Source organism: Roseibium sp. Sym1, assembly GCF_027359675.1.
Taxonomy (GTDB): domain Bacteria; phylum Pseudomonadota; class Alphaproteobacteria; order Rhizobiales; family Stappiaceae; genus Roseibium.
The window spans coordinates 1221928-1239934 of the sequence record NZ_CP114786.1; the positions used below are offsets into that span (position 1 = coordinate 1221928).

The following is an 18007-nucleotide window of genomic DNA, read 5'->3' on the forward strand; positions in this document are numbered from 1 at the left end:
GAGTTTGGAATGAAGACCCAGGAACGGCATCGTATCGATCTGGAGGCGATCGAGGGGGACGGCACGTCGCGGCTACAAGCGGCGCTCGACCGCGCGCGCACGGGGCCTGTGCATGTATGTCTCGGTGCGGGACGGCATCGGCTCAAGGGGGTGCGGTTGTGGTCCGACACGTTGCTGGAACTCGGTGCCGGGGCGGTGCTTGCGTTCCAGCCGGATTACGAAGCCTATAGCGGCACCACGGTCAATGTGGAGGCCGAGCAATCGGACCGGGCCATGATCGTGGCCTCGGAGGCGGCACGGATCACGATCTGCGGGGAGGGCCGGATCGAGTGCTCGGGCGCAGGGCATTTTTCAACCGGAGAGGACGAACGCATGGGCACGCGCATTCCGGCGCAGTTCCGCCCGCGGGTTCTGGTATTCGACAAATGCAACGAGGTCACGCTGCGCGGTATCTCCGTCCATGATTCTCCCATGTGGACCTTGCATCTTGTCGATTGCATCGACGTGACCATTTCCGGCGCGCGCGTGGAAAATGACCGGCGGATGCCGAATACCGACGGGCTGGTGCTTGATGGCTGCGAGAACGTGACCGTGACGGCCTGTGAGATTCGCACGGCCGATGACGGCATCGTGCTGAAGACTTCGGCGCGTGCGGGCGGCGGTACGACGCGTGACTGCCGGAATATCAGGATCAGCGATTGTGTCGTCGAAAGCCGGTCCTGCGCGCTCAAGATAGGTACCGAGAGCCATGCCGATTTCGCCGATATCAGCTTCGAGGACTGTGTGGTCGAGGCCTCCAACAGGGCGCTCGGCATTTTTTCGCGCGATGGCGGTTCGATCTCCCGGGTCCGGTTCGCGCGCATCCGGCTGGACTGTTTTGAAACGCCGGACGGGTTCTGGGGCTCCGGCGAGCCCTTGACGATCACCGCGCTCGACCGTCGTCCCGGGATCCGCCCGGCAGGTGCCGTGAGCGACATCGAGGTCCGCGACATCACGGGCCGGGCCCCGGGAGCGATCAATCTCTGGGCCGAACGTGCCGGTCTGGTTTCAGGCGTCACGCTCGACGGCATCGTATTGAAACAGAACGCTGGCGAATTCGGTACGGCACTGCAATATGACCTGCGCCCGACACCGGCCGATCTCGACCCCGCGCCGGAAGCGGCAGGGCGGGCCAATGCCTGGCGGCTCGGCGCCGACGGCAAGGTGATGGGTCTCGTGCCCTACCCCGACGGACTTCCGGGTCTTTTTGCACGCGGCGTTCGGGACCTCAATTGCGGTTCAGTCCGAATTGACCGGCCGGACCCTTTGCCCGAAGGGTGGGCTCCCGATGTGTCCTGTATGTGCGAATGATGCCGGGCACCAGGCCTGAGGCCGTCCGGTCGTGACTGGCCCAGATGGCCTCGGGTCCTGAATCCGCATGGCGCAAGCCGGCACTCTCCAAACGGGATCTTTTCAGGCGATCCGGTCAAACGGCCTACATCAGGCTCGGCAGCCAGAGGGTGATCTGCGGAAAGGCGATCAGCAGTCCGAGCACCGCCATTTCAACCAGGATGAACGGTATCAGGCCGCGGAAGATGGTGGCCAGCGGCACCCTCGTCTGCGCGGAGGCCACATAGGCATTGAGGCCGAGGGGCGGCGTCAACAGCCCGATCTCCACCGTCTTGGTGACGATGATGCCGAACCACACCGGATCGAAATCCAGCGCCATCGCGGCCGGAAAGGCCAGCGGCATCGCAAGCGAGAGGATCGCGAGCTGATCCATGAACATGCCCATGACCAGCAGAACCAGAACCATGATCATGAGAATGGCGTAGCGGGGCAGTTCGGTGGTCGAGACGGCTTCCAGGATCGCCTGCGTGACCCGTGTGAAGGTCAGGTAATTTGCGAAGATCGCCGAGCAGGCCACGATCGCGACAATCATGACCGTTGCCTTGACCGCCTTGCTCAGGGACCCGCCGAAAGCAGGGATCCGGAACGTGCCCTGCGCGAGGCAGATGACGACCGATCCCAGAACGCCGAGGGCCGCGGCTTCGGACGGCGAGGCCAGGCCCCAGTAGATCGCGCCGATGACGGCGGCGATCAGCAGGACCATCGGCACGACGTAAAAGCTGCTGCGCGTTGCCTTGCGCAATTCGAACGGTTCCCCTTCGGGGGCATAGTCCGTGCGATGGGCGATGACCTTGATGACGGCGGCAAGCCCGAGGGCGGTCAGCAGGCCGGGCACGACCCCGGCAATGAAGAGCTTGCCGATGGAGGTTTCCGTCAAGACGCCATAGACCACGAGAACGATGCTCGGGGGCACCACCACGGCCAATGTCCCGCCGACGCTGACGACCGCCGCCGACAGGCGGTCATTGTATTTGTGCCGCCGCATCTCGGGAAAGGCGGAGGCCGACATGGCGGCGGTCGAGGCGGTGCTGCTTCCCACAAGGGCCGCCAGGAGCACGGAGGCACCGACCGTGGCCATGGCAAGACCACCTTTCAGGTGTCCCACCCAGGCCTGGCACGCGACGATGGCCCTGCGTGTGACATCGCCTGCGGTCAGGATTTCCGCCATCAGGATAAAGAGGGGGATCGCCACGAGCACGAAGGACGAGGCCGTGTCGAAGAAGGTGCGCTCGAGAACGGAGAGCGCGGGCTGTGTGCCAAGCTGAACGGCAAGCCCCACGGACCCGGCGATTCCCATGGCAAAGGCGATGGGCATGCGCAGGATCATCAAGCCGGCTAGAATAACGAGAAGTGCGAAGAAGGAGAGCATCCGCTGACAGACCTTGGCGGGAAAAGAGGCGGCCGGTCTCCGGCCGCCAGGTGATGTTAGGTAACGCTCTGACGTTATTGACCCGTCAGTTTTCCGTATTCTTCCAGCACGGCCTTCGCCGTGTCACTTCCACCGCCGACACGCTCCAGCCAATCCGCCGAAACCTCTGCCATGGCCGCCTTGAGGCTCGCCAGCTCCTCGTCGGTGAAGTCGTAGACTTCGATCTCGTTCGCGGTCCATTCCTCGACAAGCTTCTCGATGGAGGCGTCCTGTGCGGCGGCCACGTGAAGCGCGATCTCCTGCCCTGCTTCAAACATGGCCTTCCTGGCACCCTCTGAGAGCGCGTCGAAGCGGGCCTTCTGGATAACCATGACGAAGCTGTAGCCGCCGAAGGACCCGTTCTTGGAAATGTGGCTGACGATTTCCTGGAGGTTGTAGCCCGGAACCGAAGCCAGCGGAAACAGGACGCCGTCAAGGCGGGTCCGTTCCACCGCCGTATAGACTTCGGGTCCCGGAATGCTGACCCCCACGGCGCCGAGGCTGCGCGCGGTCATGGCCTGGGTCGAGCCGCTGGTGCGGATGTCGAGTCCGGCCCAGGTGTCCGGCATGCCCAGCCGGTCATTCGCCAGCACCTGGTAGGGCGGCAGGACAAAACCGAAAATGGGAACAACGCCCGCGTCGATCAACTCGTCCCGAAGGGGACCTTCGGCCAGCATTTTCTGGAGGACTTCGGTGCCGTGAACCGCGGACTTGTAGAAACCCGGCAGGGCGACCACCGAATTCAGCGGCAGGACCTCGCTGTGATAGGGCGTGCCGATCAGGGCCGCATCGAGAATGCCCGCCTTGACCGCATCCAGCTGGGCGGCGGCCTTTGCGGCCTGCGCGGACGGATAATGTTCGAACGTGATTTCGCCGCCGGTGGCGTCCTCGACGGCCTTCATCCAGCGTGTGGTTCCTTCCACCGACACGATGTGGGTGGTGGACTGGAAGTCACCGAGCCTGAGCGTGTCCGCATTTGCCTGGACAGCGCCGAGTGCAAGCAGACCGGCCAGCAGGCCGTATGCCGTTTTTGCAATCTTCATTTCTATTCCTCCCGTCTGAAAGACTTTCAAGCCGAGGTGTTGAGACCACCTTCTCTGATTGTTTCATAGACAAGCCGCACCATCAGGACGCAGCACCCAAGAGGGACGGTGAGATAGGCCCAGCCAAGCGGCCAGTCGATCACGCCGAATTCGATTTCCCCCCGGGCAAAGGCCCGGAAGGCAAATTGTCCGGACATCCAGGTGACGACGGCGAAGAATGCCGCGGCCAGCAGCATTCGGCCGATCCTCACGAACCGCCAGGGAGATCCGGCCCCGCCTTCGGGAACGATGTCGAGGGCGAGGTGGCCACCGTCCCGGAACACCCGGGACAGTGAAAGGCACGCCAGTGCGGGCATGAGATAGAGCTCGGTCATTTCGAACTGGATCTGGACGGGAATGCCGAAGACCAGACGCGACAGGATGTCGGCATTCAGCAGGACCGCCACAGTCAGCAGGGCCAGGCATCCCGCGTAGTGCAGGATGTCTTCGACCCGAGCCAGATATCTCCCGAAGTTTTTCAAGCTCTCCTCCCAGTCGCCTGAATCACCGCCCGAAACGCGTCACCGCGTCGGCAGCTCCACGATTGCCGATCCGATTGCGGATAATTCGTCATCCTGGTTGACGGCACGTTGCTGAATTTCAACAAGGTGCCGGCCGTCCTCGACAAATTTGCGCAAGACAGTTCCCTTGATCAGGACGATGTCGCCTTCCGGATTGTGCCGGCGGACCTGACATTTGGACTGGCGCAGAAACCCGTCGTCGCCCATCCAGTTGGTGACCTGGTGGGTGAGCCAGGAGCAGCGCTCGGGGCCGTAGTCATAGGCGCCGGGCGCGCCCACTTCCAGGGCAAAGTCCTCTTCCCAGTGAACCCGCTCCGGGCAATCGGGAATGCCGCGCTTGTTCTCGATGCCAAGGCCGGGATGGTTGACATGCTGGCGCCAGGCGAGCTTGTTCGCGCGGATGTAGAGACCGCCCCAGCCCTGGGCGTAGGCGATGAACCCGGTCACGGTCATGGGTCCCTTGACCATCGTCGGCAGGTCTTCCCCTTCCACGACATCTTCCCAGTATCTGGGGACGGCACCCCTGATCTCTTCCTGCTCATAGAACTTGAAGAAGCTCTCGAGCTCGTCCTTTGTGTAGCCACGCGCTTCGCGGGAGCGGACCTCCGTGTATTTGGTGCCCTTTTCGCGTGCGTGGTCGCGATCGGTGCGGAAGCACCAGCTGTCGGCGCTTGCCAGCAGTTCGTCAGTGTCGGCGTCGAAGAAATCCACGTGATAGATCTGCTGGACCGCACGACCGGCAAACCGCGTGTCGTGTTCGATCAGGTCTTTCAGATAGGCCTCGGTGCGGATCGTGGTGTTGCGACTGATCGGCTTGTGCCAGGTCCAGTCCGCGCCGGACCACATGGCATGCACGCCGGACAGACCGCCGACATAGCCCGAAATGATCCGGCTCGTCGCGAACAGGAAGCTCGGCAAGGCGATGACGTCGCCGTATCTGGTGGTCTTGGCGTAGTCCGGGTCACACCACAGCGGGTTGTCATCGCCGATGCCGTGCGCATAGTGGCGGATGTTGTCCCGGGTCGCCTCGTAACACCATGGCTCGACGGTGTTTTCGATTTTCACGCCGATGCGGGAACGAAGGTCTTCCAGACCTTCCGGGGTGATTTTCGGGAATCGTGAATGCACGATTTCGTTCATGGCTTCCTCCATATCAAGTGAACTTTCAGGCAGCGGTGTCAGGCGGCACCCGCCGCTTCCCTGGCCTCTGCATCTCTGAGAATTTTGCGATTGACCTTGCCTGCCGGGGTTTTCGGCAGGGACTTCACGAACTCGACCTGGCGCGGGTATTCGTGCCGGCTGAGATTGTTGCGAACGAGATCCTGGATCTCGTGAACCAGGTCGCCGGCCTCCGCGCCCTTCAGGACGATGAAGGCCTTGACGACCTGTCCGCGCACCGCGTCGGGAACACCGATCGCGGCGGCTTCCGCGACGGCGGGATGGCGCAGGATGGTGTCTTCGATCTCGACCGCGCTCATGGTCCAGCCCGCGGAAATGATGACATCGTCCGCGCGGCCGGCATGATAGAAATAGCCGTCCTCGTCGACGCGGCCGAGATCCTTGGTCGGGAACCACTCGTCCTTCCGCCGCAGCATCAGTTCACCGATTTCGCCCGGCGCCGACGGCTTGCCGTTCGCATCGTGAACCGCGACTTCCACGCCCGGAACCGGCTTGCCGAGAGACCCTTCCCTGACCTCGAAATCCTCCGCGCCAGGATAATTGGCGAGGATGACACCGATTTCCGTGGTGCCGTACATGCTGCACACCTTGGTGCCGAACAGCCGTTCGATGTAGCGCGCGGTTTCGCTGTCGATCGGCTCGCCGGTGAACGAGAGCTTCTTGAAGGCGTAGGTGTGGTTTTCCGCCTCCCCGCAATTGCGCATCATCCGGTAATGGGTGGCGGCCGCGGAGAGATTGGTGATTTCGAAATCCGACAGGGCCTTCAGCAGCCGAACCGGATCGAATTTACCGCTGAACGTTCCCGTGCCCACGCCCAGGGCGAGCGGGGCCAGGGTGCCGTGCCAGAGCCCGTGCCCCCAGGCCGGAGATGACGGGCAGAAGAACCGGTCGCCGGGCCTGACACCCGTTGCATATAGCGCGGCGACCATCAGTGTGACGATGGAGCGATGATTGTGACGTACGGCTGCCGGTAGAAGCCGGGTGGTGCCGGACGTATATTGCAGGACAGCGAGGTCTTCGCCACTTGTGTCCCACGCGAAGTGCTCGGGGAACGCGGCCAGGTCTTCCAGGAACGCCTCGTCGATGACAACGACATCCTTGGCGCCCGCTTCTTCCGCTTCCGCCGCCTTTTCCACGTTGGTGAAAACCAGTTCCGGTGTGCAGTCGTCCAGCCGAAGCCGGATGCCTTCCGGTCCGAACAGGGTGAACATGGGAACGGCAACCGCGCCCGCCTTGATGACGCCGAAAATGGCGCAATAGAACGCCAGGGACGGCTCGATCATGACCGCGACCCGGTCGCCCTTCTCGAGGCCGCGCCCTTTCAGGTAATGCGCGACCTGCGAGGACCGGCGGCTGAGTTCATCGAACGTGATCAGTTCGTCGTGACCTTCGGCATGCGCGATACGAAGCGCGACCTTGTCGCCATCCACGTGCCGGTCGACACATTCATGCGCAATGTTCAGCCGGTTCCTGTCTCCGTCGAAGAGCTCCCAAAGCGCCGCATTCGAGAAATGCCCGATGGCATCTGAATAGGACGTGTACTCCGTCAGCCGCGTCATGCGCTTGCTTCCTCCCAAACCTTTTTCGATTGGACGGCAAAGCGTCCCAACCACGTTGACAAGGCTAGGGGCGACAGATGATTATTGTCAATATGATTCTTTTATTGTATATAGACAATGAAATCAAGTCATACAGGTGAAGACATGCAGGACGCAAAAAAGGGCATTCGAAAACGGCAGGTCCCGGCGGTCACGCGCGCGGTTGCCATCCTCCGGCAACTGGCCAGGGAGCCGGAGCCGGTGGGCGTCAACCCGCTGGCGCGCTCCCTGGGCCTGATCCCCAGCACCTGCCTGCATATTCTGCGCGCGCTGCAGGATGAGGGGCTTGTCGTGTTCGACCCGGAAAAGAAGTTGTATTCCATAGGCTTGGGCATTCTTCCCCTGGCCCGCTCCGCCTTGCAGCGCAACAGCTTCACCACCCTGGTCCAGCCCCATCTCGACCAGCTGTCCGAAGAGTTCGGCGTGACCGGAATCGCGACCCAATTGACGGACCCCGTGCACATGGTCGTGGTCGCCATGTCCCAGTCCAGCATGCCCTTCCGCCTGCAGGTGGACCTGGGCAGCCGTTTCCCCGCGCTCATCAGCGCGACTGGACGCTGTTTTGCCGCCTTCAACCGTGTGGACGATGCGAAACTGCGCGCGGATTTCGACGAGCTGAGCTGGGATCATCCGCCGGCTTACGAGACCTGGCTGGCAGAAGTGACCAGTGCCCGGAAAAACGGCTACGCGGTCGATTCGGGGACCTACATTTCCGGTGTTACCGTCGTTGCGGTCCCCATGTTCGACACAAGGGGCCAGATGTTCCGTAGCCTGGTGGCGATCGGTATTTCCGAACGCATCCAGGCAACGGGCGCAGACAGGATCGCGGAGAAAATGCTCGCCTATCGCGACGAGATCTCGAAAAGCCAGATGGAATTGGGAGGATAGGCAATGACCGGTGCGGGCGAAGATGAGTGCGGCGAGGTGACCGGCTGGAAACCTCTGGAAATCGGTGGCTTCATGGACGGTATCGGACCGCTGCTGGCCACGCGTTCACAGGAGGAATGGCGATACGGGCTCGATACGGATGCCCGGCACCTCAATCCGATCGGGCTGGTCCACGGCGGTGTGACCGCAAGCCTGATCGATCACGCCTTTGCCATGGTCGCCTGGGAGGCAAGCGGACGCGCGCCGACGGCAACCGTGCAGATGGACATCAGGTATCTGGGCGCCGCAAGAAAAGGCGACCGGCTGGAAGCCAGCGCGGTCATCCGGCACCGGACCGGATCCATGCTGTTCCTCGATGCTGACGTCCAAGCCGCAGGCCGGGCAGTCGCAAGCGCATCCGCCATCATGAAAATCATCCGCCCCAGTTCTGGCGCTTCCAGGGACACACAATGACCGCGAACAAGACAGAAGATACCCAAGCTCCCCGGTCCGGACCTCTCGCCGGTCTGAAGATCCTGGATTTCTCGCGGATCTTGTCCGGCCCCTATGCCAGCATGGTCCTGGCGGACATGGGGGCGGAGGTGATCAAGGTCGAGCCCGTCGGAACGGGGGACGAGACGCGGAACTTCCCGCCTTTCCAAGGCCCGCTCAGCCACTATTACATTGCCCTCAACCGCAGCAAGAAGAGCCTTGCGCTGAACCTGAAGACGGAAGAAGGCATTGAAATCGCGAAGCAACTGGCGGCCGGTTGCGACATTGTCCTGGAGAATTTCAGGCCAGGCGTGATGGACCGGCTCGGGCTCGGCTACGAGACCTTGCGCGCCGGCAATCCCGGCCTGATCTATTGTTCCATTACCGGCTTCGGCACGGAAAGTCCGCTGGCGGACAAACCTGCCTTCGACATCGTCGCGCAGGCCCTGTCCGGTGTCATGAGCATCAACCGGGAACCGGGCGCCGCCCCCAACAAGCTGGGCCTGCCCCTTGGCGACATGGCGGGCAGCATCTTTTCCGTTTTCGGCATCCTGGCCGCCCTCCACCAGCGCTCCGTCACCGGTCTCGGACAACGTGTCGACGTCGCCATGCTTGACGGTCTGATCGCCATGCTGGGCTACCTGTCCCAGATCTACTTCGTCACCGGTTCCGCGCCTCAGCCCGTTGGAACCCAGCATCCGAGCATCGTTCCCTACGGGTCGTTCGCAACCCGTGACGGCCACGTTATCGTTGCCTGCCTGACAGACCGTTTCTGGAAAAATTTCGCCAACTGCCTCGAGCTGGGCCATCTGATCGAAGATCCGCGCTTTGCGCTCTACCAGGACCGCCTGACCAACAGGAACGAGCTGGAGCCGCTCATCAACGCACGCATGAGCGCGCACTCGACCGACTATTGGCTCGACAGGCTGACACGCTTCGACGTTCCGAATGCGCCGATCCTGGACGTCGCGGAGGCCCTTGAGCAGGACCATGTCAAGGCGCGGGACCTTGTCGAAACCGTTTCACATCCTCTCGCCGGAGATCTGCGTCTGGTCAAAAACCCGGTCCTGTTTGACGGTCGGTCCCAGGCCCCCTCCAGCGCACCGTCCGTGCTTGGCGAGGACAGCCTGACAATCCTGCAGGAACAGTTGGGTTTCAGCCGGGACGCGGTGGAGCGGTTGGTCCGGGAAAAGGTCATTGAATGCGGTACCTACCGGGAAGACGAGCTCATCAAGGAATAAGGGCCTGGAGAGCCGGTTTCACCGCTCCAGCCGGCAGAGTGCCGGTCACCCGTCACGCCAGGGTCAGACAAACTTCCGAAATGTCCGCCCAACAGGCTTTCCAGGCTGACGCGGAACCGCAGGCCTGCATTCCCGTCATGGAGCCCGTGAGCACCCATTGTCCCGCCTTGAAGCCGCCAAGCCTGTCACCGCCGGCATTCGCATAGGCCAGCAGGGATCCGACCGGATCGATGTCGACCGGAGTGAAGGGCTCGGGCTCTCCGTCCCTGAAAAGCGTTGTCTGCGTGACCGGCGAAGCGGACAGGACTTCCAGCGGGGCCGGATCTCCGATCACCATGCCGTCATTGGCGAAACAATCCGCGAGGCGCTCCGGAAAGCTCAGGTCTCCGGCGGTCAGCCGCCAGTCGACGAGTTCAAACGCAATGGCGAAGGCCTCCACGCAGGCGCGCACCTCTTGACGTGAATACGGTCTCTCCGGCCGGCACGGCAGATCCCGTCCCAGCTTGAGAGCAATCTCGGTTTCCAGCCGGTTGGCGGTGCCGACAGTCGCGGGCGAGGTCAGGATCCGGTCGCCGAACACCGGCGCGGCGGCGGGACCGAGCGGGCCCGAGGCGGAAACCTTCCAGTGCATCCCGTCCGTCGCGGCGGCACGCGCGAGCCGAGCCTGTATCTCGTAGGCCTCAGCCGGTGTTTGCGGACGGACATGGTCCGGGAGGCGTTCCATGGCCGCGTGCTGCGCGCGCAGGCCCGCAAGGATGTCGACCGCGTTCGCGATCCGCGTTTCCTTCGTGGTGTTCACGGCCTCAGCTCCCTTCCCCGACAGGTGGCCAGGAGGCATGCCACGAATGAGACTTCTCGTATTGCCTGGCCAGCCTCATCAGGAGCCAGTCGCGATTGTGCGCGCCGACAAGCTGAACGCCGATCGGCAGGCCGTTTGCCGACGGCGACGCAGGCAACGCGATGGCCGGATGTCCGATGGCATTCACCCAGCCCGTGTAGACGGCGTGACCGCGTGGCCCCACGGGCCTGCCGTCGATTTCCGGCGGAAAATCCGAACCGACAGGCCAGGGCATTGCCGCGGAGGCGGGAGTGAGGATGACGTCGCAGGTTTCAAAGAAACAAGCGGCTTCCTCACGCAGGCGCGCAATGCCGTCCAGAATGTCGAAGAGCTCGTCCGAGCCGACCTGCCTGCTCGCCTCCGCGATCTCCCGGTATTTCGGGCTGGCGGCTTCGAAACGGGTCCCCAGCGTCCGCGCCAGGAACCCGAGACCGGCCTGACCGATCCTGGTCCAGCCCGCATTCAGGCCGGAGAGGTCAAACGGCATTGGCCCTTGCGACACGTGATGGCCCAGGGCCTGCAGACGCTCCGCGAAGGCCCGTGTGCTTGCGGCAATTTCCGGATCCAGCGGGGCGTCGCCCAGCCGCTCGACACAAAGGATCCTGAGCGGAGGGGGACCGGTGTCCAGCGCGACATGACGATCCGGCTCTTCGGGCAACCTGGATCTGGGATCCGCAGCGTGCGGCCCCTCCATCGCGGTAAAAAGCATGGCGGACGACGTGACATCGCGGGTGATCGGCCCGACCACCTCCATGTCGAGCAGAACCTGCGGCAGGGTCTGTGCGCGCGCGATCCGGCCAATGGTCGGCTTCAGTCCGAACAGGCCCGTGTAACCGCACGGGCGCCGGATCGAGCCGCCGCCGTCTGTTCCGAGCGCGGCCGGGAAGATCCCGGCGGCGACTCCGGCAACCGAGCCGCCGCTGGAGCCGCCCGGCGTAACCGCCAGGTTCCAGGGATTTGGTGTCGTGCCGAACAGCGGATTGCTGGTGAAGCCTTCGAGCGTGAACTCGGGAACATTGGTCTTGCCCAGCACGATCATTCCCGCGGCTTTCAGCCGCTCGACAGGTGTTTCGTCCGTTTCGGGAAGGTAGTCAGAATAGACCGGGCTGCCCCAGGTCGTGCGCAGCCCCTTGGTCAGGATGTTGTCCTTGACGGCGATGGGTATGCCATCGAGCGGCCCCAGCACCTTTCCTGCCTGCCGTCGCCGATCGCTTTCAGCCGCCTCGTTCAGCGCTTCCGCATTTTCCGTGACCAGGGCATTCAGCACCGGATGGAGCCTTCTCGACCGCTCCTGGAACCCGCGGACCAGTTCGAGGGACGTCGTCGCACCGGCGGCCAGGTCGCGGCTCAGTTGATCGAGAGGTTTTCGCCAGAAATCCGTCATCAGAACATGGACCTCGGCAACCAGAGCGCAATGTCGGGCACAAGGATCATCAGGAACGTGAACGCCAGCATGATCAGGACATAGGGAACCGCTCCCCTGACGACATCCATGAAGGGACCGCCGTCCAGGCGGACACCATGCACAACGTAAAGGTTCATTCCGACCGGTGGTGTGATCAGGCCGAGTTCGCACATCAGGACGACGAATATCCCGAACCAGATCGGATCTATACCTGCCGCCGTGATGACGGGCACGGCAATCGGAATGGTGAGCACCTGCATGGACAGCACATCCATGAACATGCCGAGCACGAGATAGAAGACAACCAGGGCCAGAAGCAGGCCAAAGGCGGATAGCCCGAGCGAAGCGATCCAGCTGGTCATCGACTGCGCCGCGCCGGTCAGGGACAGCGTCACGTTCAGCATGAAGGCACTTGTCACGATCAGCAGGACCATGCCGGTTGTCTTGGCCGTCTGCATGAAGCAGCGGTTCAGGAACTCGATGCTGAGCCGCCCGTGCAGAACCACGAAAACAAGGGCCGTCGTGACGCCGAGCGCGGCCGATTCCGTCGGGGTGGCGATGCCGGCATAGATGCTGCCGATCACGATCACGAAGATCACGATCGGCGGGATCAGCGCGGTGGACGCCCTTATCTTTTCCGACAAGGGTATGGTGACGGCGGCCTGGGCCCTCTCATGGCGGTGATTGAACGCGATATAGGCCATGAAACACAGCGTCAGCAGCATTCCGGGAACGATCCCGGCGACGAACAACTGGCCGATCGACTGCTCCGCCATGGAGCCGTAGACCAGCAGATTGACACTCGGCGGAATGAGAATACCGAGCGTTCCGCCGGCGGCAAGACTGCCCAGCGACTTGGCCTTGTCGTATCCGCGTGAATCGAGTGTCGGCATGGCAACCGTACCGATCGTGGCCGCCGTTGCCACCGAAGACCCGGACGTGGCCGAGAACAGCGCGCAACAGCCGATATTGGTATGCAGCAGACCGCCCGGCAGCACGCCCAGCCAGAGTGACATTGTGCCGTACATCCGGTCCGCAATGCCGCTGCGCAGCAACAGCTCGCCAAGCAGGATGAAGAGCGGGATCGCGGTGAGCAGGTTTTCGTTCTGAACACCCCAGACGACGGCGCCCATGCTTTCCACCAGCGGCCAGCCGAAGGCGAGCACGCCGCCGACGATGCCGGCGATTGCCATGACGGCAGCGATGGGCATGCCCGCCAGCATGATGGCGAGCATGAGAAAGAACGCGATGAGAATCGTTGAAACGGCCATGAGTGTCTATCTGCCCTGGAGATCTGCGAGTTCGTCCTTCAGTTCTTCCGAGACCCCCTTCGGGCCGAAGTTGGCGTTCAGCTTTTCAATCTGGCCGGAAAAAAGAAGGTAAAGCGCGTAGCCCGCCCACAGGACCGCGGTCACGAAAAACGCGCACAGGGCCGCGAACCAGAGCGACTGGGGGTAGATCAGGGGCGTTGCCCAGGGTGTCGCTGCCGTGCTGCCATATTCCAGTGTGTCGCGGATGACCGGGTAGCAGTAGCGGACGAAAAACACGCCGAAGGCAAACATGCAAAGGGCGGCCAGGACATTCAAAACCGCCTGCACCCTTGCCGGCAGTTTTTCATGCAGAAAGTCGATCCGGATGTGACCGCGCTCCACCAAGGCGATGGTGAAGGCCAGAGAACCGCAGATCGCAAGCACGTAACCGCCAAGTTCGTCCGCTCCCTGGAAGGAAAAATTGAAAAGTTTCCGGCTCAGGGTTTCGAGGGAAACGAACAATGACAGCCCAAGGAGCATCAACCCGAAGGTCCAGCTGACATATCTGATGATGAATTGCATGAAGCGCTCGTCCAGTCTTGGAGAAAAACGGCGCGCCGGAAACGGCGCGCCGTTCCGAAATCACATACCCAGGCGCTTGCCGACGGTGGCTTTCCAGTCGTCGGAACAGGTCGGGTTGGTTGCGTCGCAGACTTCGGCCCAGGCCGGGAAGGACAGTTCCTTGACGGCGTTTTCGACGATGGCCAGGTCTTCCTCGGTGATCGGCACTTCAACAAGGTCATAGGGCTTGTTGAGCTCGCACGGCGTCTTGCCGACATTGCACCGCATCGCATCGTCGAACAGTTCTTCGGAATAGGTCCAGATATCGGCCGTCAGCTTGTCGAACGCGGCTTCGATCTTGGCCTGGTCTTCCGCGCTGAACTTGTTCCAGGTGTCCAGGTTGATGCCGTAGCCGTTGAGTGCGATCTGGAAGGCCAGCGGCAGCACATGGGTGGTGACTTCCGGCCAGGCCGCCGAGTTCGCGGAGCTGGGCCCGGTGATCGCGCAATCGACGACGCCGCGCGCGAGGGACTGCTGGACTTCCGTGAACCCGAGCGGAACCGGAGTGCCGCCGACGCTTTCGACGAATTTTGCCAGGTTCTGGTCATAGACGCGGACCTTGTAACCCTTCAGGTCACTGAGCTTTGAGATCTCCGGCTTGCAGAACAGCACCTGCGGACCAAACGGCCAGATGCCGAGGAGCTTGGTGTTGAACTTTTCCTGAAGGCGCTTGTCGACGATCTCCGAGAAGTCGGTCATCGTTTTCTTGCCGGCCTCGTAGGTCGGGTTCAGGCCGACAAGGTCGAGACCCAGTATGGTCGGCTCGTCCCGGCTGACCTGGGACATGCGCAGGGAAATGATGTTGAACAGGCCGCTCTTCAGAACGCGGAGTTCTTCGGTATCCTTGATGCCGGTGGCGTCGAGCGGCTGGAAGTTCACCTTCACGTCGAGACCGGTCTCCTCGGCAAAATTCTCGAAGAACGGAACTTCCTGGTTTTTCTGGATCAGTCCGGTGCTTCCCGGCTGCCCAAGCACTTTCAACTCGATGGTTTCAGCCGATACAGGTGTGGCCACCAGGCCGCCCAGCGCGAGTGCTGCTAATAGTTGACGCATAACGCCCTCCTTGTTCTGTGACGGAGGGTGCTCAGCAAGTGCTGTGCCAATTGCTCGGGAAGGCCAGCGCCGGCCGGCTCGCTATTCCGGAAAAGTCGCCTCGACAACCTCGCCGGTCCTGCCGACATGGCGCTTCATCAGCCGGCCGCAGAGTTCCGCGTCGCCGGCCTCAAGCGCATCCATGATCCGATTGTGCTCCTCCATCGCTTCCGCCCAGCGGTCATTCCCGGCAAGTGCCTGATAGCGGAAATGGCGGGCACGGATCATCAGCGCGGAGTGCGTTTCGATCAGGATCGCGTTGCCCGAGAGCTCGACGATCCGAAGGTGGATCTGGTGGTTCAATGCAAAATACTGATGTCTCTCTCCTGCGGCATGATGCTTTGCCATCTTGTCGTGCAAAGCCTTCAAACGCTTGAATTCCAAAGGCTTTATCGTACGAGCGGTGATTTCGGCCGCCAGCATTTCAAGGCTGGACATCACTTCAAACAGCTGCCTGAGTTCCTCGGGTGTCACCTTGGAAACCCGTGCGCCCCGGTTGGGCTGATGCTCAATCAGCCCTTCGTGGATGAGCGTCTTGATCGCCTCGCGCAACGGCGTGCGAGAGACGTTCAGTTTTTCGCACAGCGCCGTCTCCACGATCCGTTCGCCATCCTTGAGGCGCCCGTCGAGGATCAGCGCCCTGAGATGATCGGCCACGTCCTGATGGAGCTGCGTGCGTCTGAATGGTGGTGAAGATGCAAGTGCCATAATTTTTTTTGAATCGGGTTGAATACAAATTCATTCTGCCAGAAAGCACCAGAAAGGCAAAACGGAAATGCCTATATATCAACCTCTTATGATGAAATTGTATACAGTATACAGAATTCAGACAACAAACCTGACAGGCCGGTTCGCAATCGCGCGCTGATCGTCTCCGGAATTGGCGTTTGTTTTCAGGCGGTTGATTTCCGCCGTCGTGCCATGGCGGGCAACTGGCCCGGCTGTTGCTTTGTTCCTGCAATGCAAGAAACCGCGAGTGGACCAGGAACAATGGCGATCGAAATCAGCAAGACGACCAGGCGCCAGTTACGCGCGCTCGCGGAGCCGCCGGCGTGCGAACTAGCTTGCGAAAATGGACGCGAAGTCCTGCGGCGCGCTGACGGCGTCCTGAAGACTGAGGCGGTGCTCGACATGGGCAAAGTGGGAATGGGACAGGGCAATCGCCCTTTCGGGATCCCGCGCGCGCAAGGCCTCGACGATCTCGGCATGCTCGTCGACGCCGCAGGCAGACTGGTTGGCCTGTTCGTAAAGCGACACCATGATCGACGACCGGCTCAGCAGGTCGCGGATGAACCGGGACAGCTCGTCGTTGCCGAGCATGTCCACCAGAAGGATGTGAAACCGGCCCGACAACTGGACGGAGCGCGGGCGGTCCCCCTGCACCGCCGCATCGCGTTCCTGGTCGAGATGCGCTTCCAGTTTCGCCAGCATCTCCTCGGTAACGGACTGGCACAACCGCATGAGCACACCGGACTCAAGCACCCTGTGAGCTTCGTAAACAGCCTTGATCTCATCCGCGGACGGGCGCGGCACCCACGCCCCCCGGTTGGGAATGATCTCGATACGGCGCTCTGCCGCGAGACGGTGAAGGGCCTTCCTGACGCGTTCGCGCGAGACTTCCAGCGCCTCCGCAAGCTTGTGCTCGGCAAGCTTGCTGCCCGCCTTGAGCTTGCCCTCCATGAGCGCCGAGGAAATGCGCCCGTAGACGGTCTCGTCGAGATCCGGAGTTGCCTTTGCACCGCGTCTCAAACCTTTTGCCACGATCTTCCGCTTCTTCTGTTTGAATTTTGTGCACATTATAGATCTAAAAATGTGCACAAAATTTGATTCAAGAATTCCTGCCTGCCGAGAGGTTACTTAACATGCTGAAAAAAATAATAAAAACAAAAATGTGCACAATTGGCCCTTCCCTTGCATAACCGACCTGGCCTGACTTCCCAATGGTGGAGAAAGTATCATGATTAGCAAGACTACCTTTACCCGCAGAAGCGCTCTGAAAATCGGTGCGGCCGCGCTCGGCACGCTGGCGACACCGGCAATCGTACGCGCACAGACCAAGGAAATGATCGTCGGCTGTGCCGGTGGCCATGTCGGCTGGATGGAAAAGGCCGTCCTGCCGCTGTTCGAGGCCAAATACGATTGCAAGGTGATCCTCGAAGGCACCAAGTCCTCGGTCAATCTCGAAAAGATGCGGTCCAACAAGGACAAGCCCTATCTTTCGGTGGTGATGATGGACGATCCCGTCCTTATCCAGGCCGTTGAGGAACAACTGATTGAAAAGCTTGATCCGTCCTCGATCGGCAACCTGGGCGCCATCAAGGACAACGCGATTCACATGGACGGCATGTGGGCCAATTACCAGCAGCCCTGGTGCGGCGTCGCCTTCAACACCGGCTCGGTCGAGGAGGTTCCCTCGTGGGAGGCGCTGTGGGATCCGGCCTACAAGGGCAAGGTCATCATCCCGTCCCTGCAGAACACCGAAGGCCTCTGGACGTTCTTCTTCGCGGCGCATCTGGCAACCGGCAAACCGCTCGAGGAAGCCCAGTATGACGTCGACGCCGCCTTTGCCAAACTCGCGGAACTGAAATCGAACCTGCTCACGATCTATACCAAGATGCCGCCAAGCTTCAATTTGCTGGAACAGGGCGAAGCGTCCCTTCTTGCAGGCTCGTTCTCCTCCATCGCCATCCCGCGCAAGCTCGAAGGCGCTCCCGTCGACCTGGCCGCCCCCAAGGAAGGCATTGGCGCCATGCCGTCGGGTATCGCCCGGGTCCTGGGTGGTCCGGAAGAAGAGCTGGCACTGGCCTTTGTCAACGAAATGCTCGGACCGGACCTGCAGGGCGCCATGATCAAGGAGACCTTCGCCCTTCCGACGAACACCTCTGTTGCCGCCGGAGAGGGCGTGCCGACGGACGTCAAGGCGTTCTCACCGGACTGGGGCGCGGTGTCCAAGAACCGGCGCGACTGGATCGAACGTTTCGACCGCGAGATTGCGGCTTGAGACCCTGGCGCATCCACGAAACG

17 protein-coding genes are annotated in these 18007 nt (G+C 61.8%); 5 read left to right on the forward strand and 12 right to left on the reverse strand.

Annotated elements, in window-relative coordinates; all coding sequences use genetic code 11:
* The first annotated feature begins 9 nt into the window (after window positions 1-9).
* Window positions 10-1350, forward strand: a complete 1341-nt coding sequence (gene pglB, locus O6760_RS05535) for a polygalacturonase PglB (protein ID WP_269584485.1) — start codon at window positions 10-12, stop codon at window positions 1348-1350.
* Window positions 1351-1474: 124 nt separating this feature from the next.
* Here pglB and O6760_RS05540 read toward each other — a convergent pair whose 3' ends face one another.
* The 5 genes from O6760_RS05540 to O6760_RS05560 form a co-directional block, all read right to left on the reverse strand.
* A complete protein-coding gene (locus O6760_RS05540) occupies window positions 1475-2758 on the reverse strand; it encodes a TRAP transporter large permease (protein ID WP_269584486.1) in 1284 nt (427 codons plus the stop codon).
* 74 nt (window positions 2759-2832) lie between these two features.
* Window positions 2833-3840: a TRAP transporter substrate-binding protein gene (locus O6760_RS05545; protein ID WP_269584487.1), complete on the reverse strand. Its 1008-nt coding sequence runs from the start codon at window positions 3838-3840 to the stop codon at window positions 2833-2835.
* A gap of 26 nt (window positions 3841-3866) precedes the next feature.
* Window positions 3867-4361: a TRAP transporter small permease gene (locus O6760_RS05550; protein WP_269584488.1), complete on the reverse strand. Its 495-nt coding sequence runs from the start codon at window positions 4359-4361 to the stop codon at window positions 3867-3869.
* Window positions 4362-4400: 39 nt separating this feature from the next.
* Window positions 4401-5540 (reverse strand): FAS1-like dehydratase domain-containing protein, encoded by a 1140-nt coding sequence (locus tag O6760_RS05555; RefSeq protein WP_269584489.1) that lies wholly within the window; start codon window positions 5538-5540, stop codon window positions 4401-4403.
* Between the two features lie 38 nt (window positions 5541-5578).
* On the reverse strand, window positions 5579-7138 hold the full coding sequence (locus O6760_RS05560; protein WP_269584490.1) for an acyl-CoA synthetase: 1560 nt from the start codon (window positions 7136-7138) through the stop codon (window positions 5579-5581).
* Between the two features lie 144 nt (window positions 7139-7282).
* Between O6760_RS05560 and O6760_RS05565 the strand changes: the two genes are divergently transcribed.
* The 3 genes from O6760_RS05565 to O6760_RS05575 are packed head-to-tail and all read left to right on the forward strand — an operon-like array spanning window position 7283 to window position 9777.
* On the forward strand, window positions 7283-8065 hold the full coding sequence (locus O6760_RS05565; protein WP_269584491.1) for an IclR family transcriptional regulator: 783 nt from the start codon (window positions 7283-7285) through the stop codon (window positions 8063-8065).
* A 3-nt stretch (window positions 8066-8068) separates the two neighbouring features.
* A complete protein-coding gene (locus tag O6760_RS05570) occupies window positions 8069-8518 on the forward strand; it encodes a PaaI family thioesterase (protein ID WP_269584492.1) in 450 nt (149 codons plus the stop codon).
* Window positions 8515-9777 (forward strand): CaiB/BaiF CoA transferase family protein, encoded by a 1263-nt coding sequence (locus tag O6760_RS05575; protein ID WP_269584493.1) that lies wholly within the window; start codon window positions 8515-8517, stop codon window positions 9775-9777. The genes O6760_RS05570 and O6760_RS05575 overlap by 4 nt, the downstream gene beginning before the upstream one ends.
* A gap of 52 nt (window positions 9778-9829) precedes the next feature.
* Here the strand turns inward: O6760_RS05575 and O6760_RS05580 are convergent, their stop codons facing one another.
* From O6760_RS05580 to O6760_RS05610, 7 genes are all read right to left on the reverse strand, one after another.
* Window positions 9830-10576 (reverse strand): hypothetical protein, encoded by a 747-nt coding sequence (locus O6760_RS05580; protein WP_269584494.1) that lies wholly within the window; start codon window positions 10574-10576, stop codon window positions 9830-9832.
* 4 nt (window positions 10577-10580) lie between these two features.
* Window positions 10581-11999 (reverse strand): amidase, encoded by a 1419-nt coding sequence (locus O6760_RS05585; RefSeq protein WP_269584495.1) that lies wholly within the window; start codon window positions 11997-11999, stop codon window positions 10581-10583.
* Window positions 11999-13291, reverse strand: a complete 1293-nt coding sequence (locus O6760_RS05590; protein WP_269584496.1) for a TRAP transporter large permease — start codon at window positions 13289-13291, stop codon at window positions 11999-12001. The genes O6760_RS05585 and O6760_RS05590 overlap by 1 nt, the downstream gene beginning before the upstream one ends.
* Before the next feature lie 6 nt (window positions 13292-13297).
* Window positions 13298-13852: a TRAP transporter small permease subunit gene (locus O6760_RS05595; protein WP_269584497.1), complete on the reverse strand. Its 555-nt coding sequence runs from the start codon at window positions 13850-13852 to the stop codon at window positions 13298-13300.
* A 60-nt stretch (window positions 13853-13912) separates the two neighbouring features.
* Window positions 13913-14944 (reverse strand): TRAP transporter substrate-binding protein, encoded by a 1032-nt coding sequence (locus O6760_RS05600; protein WP_269584498.1) that lies wholly within the window; start codon window positions 14942-14944, stop codon window positions 13913-13915.
* Between the two features lie 81 nt (window positions 14945-15025).
* Window positions 15026-15691, reverse strand: a complete 666-nt coding sequence (locus O6760_RS05605; protein WP_269584499.1) for a GntR family transcriptional regulator — start codon at window positions 15689-15691, stop codon at window positions 15026-15028.
* Between the two features lie 351 nt (window positions 15692-16042).
* Window positions 16043-16744, reverse strand: coding sequence for a GntR family transcriptional regulator (locus tag O6760_RS05610; protein WP_269584500.1), 702 nt, complete (start codon window positions 16742-16744; stop codon window positions 16043-16045).
* A 196-nt stretch (window positions 16745-16940) separates the two neighbouring features.
* Here O6760_RS05610 and O6760_RS05615 point away from each other — a divergent pair, with 196 nt between their 5' ends.
* Entirely contained in the window at window positions 16941-17984 is a 1044-nt protein-coding gene (locus tag O6760_RS05615; RefSeq protein ID WP_269584501.1) for an extracellular solute-binding protein, read from the forward strand.
* The last annotated feature ends 23 nt before the right edge of the window (window positions 17985-18007 follow it).

Bases quoted from the DNA above. Each gene is read 5' to 3' on its own strand.
- pglB (WP_269584485.1), top strand. From the start codon at position 10: ATGAAGACCCAGGAACGGCATCGTATCGATCTGGAGGCGATCGAGGGG.
- O6760_RS05540 (WP_269584486.1), bottom strand. From the start codon at position 2,758: ATGCTCTCCTTCTTCGCACTTCTCGTTATTCTAGCCGGCTTGATGATC.
- O6760_RS05545 (WP_269584487.1), bottom strand. From the start codon at position 3,840: ATGAAGATTGCAAAAACGGCATACGGCCTGCTGGCCGGTCTGCTTGCA.
- O6760_RS05555 (WP_269584489.1), bottom strand. From the start codon at position 5,540: ATGAACGAAATCGTGCATTCACGATTCCCGAAAATCACCCCGGAAGGT.
- O6760_RS05560 (WP_269584490.1), bottom strand. From the start codon at position 7,138: ATGACGCGGCTGACGGAGTACACGTCCTATTCAGATGCCATCGGGCAT.
- O6760_RS05565 (WP_269584491.1), top strand. From the start codon at position 7,283: ATGCAGGACGCAAAAAAGGGCATTCGAAAACGGCAGGTCCCGGCGGTC.
- O6760_RS05570 (WP_269584492.1), top strand. From the start codon at position 8,069: ATGACCGGTGCGGGCGAAGATGAGTGCGGCGAGGTGACCGGCTGGAAA.
- O6760_RS05575 (WP_269584493.1), top strand. From the start codon at position 8,515: ATGACCGCGAACAAGACAGAAGATACCCAAGCTCCCCGGTCCGGACCT.
- O6760_RS05585 (WP_269584495.1), bottom strand. From the start codon at position 11,999: ATGACGGATTTCTGGCGAAAACCTCTCGATCAACTGAGCCGCGACCTG.
- O6760_RS05590 (WP_269584496.1), bottom strand. From the start codon at position 13,291: ATGGCCGTTTCAACGATTCTCATCGCGTTCTTTCTCATGCTCGCCATC.
- O6760_RS05595 (WP_269584497.1), bottom strand. From the start codon at position 13,852: ATGCAATTCATCATCAGATATGTCAGCTGGACCTTCGGGTTGATGCTC.
- O6760_RS05600 (WP_269584498.1), bottom strand. From the start codon at position 14,944: ATGCGTCAACTATTAGCAGCACTCGCGCTGGGCGGCCTGGTGGCCACA.
- O6760_RS05605 (WP_269584499.1), bottom strand. From the start codon at position 15,691: ATGGCACTTGCATCTTCACCACCATTCAGACGCACGCAGCTCCATCAG.
- O6760_RS05615 (WP_269584501.1), top strand. From the start codon at position 16,941: ATGATTAGCAAGACTACCTTTACCCGCAGAAGCGCTCTGAAAATCGGT.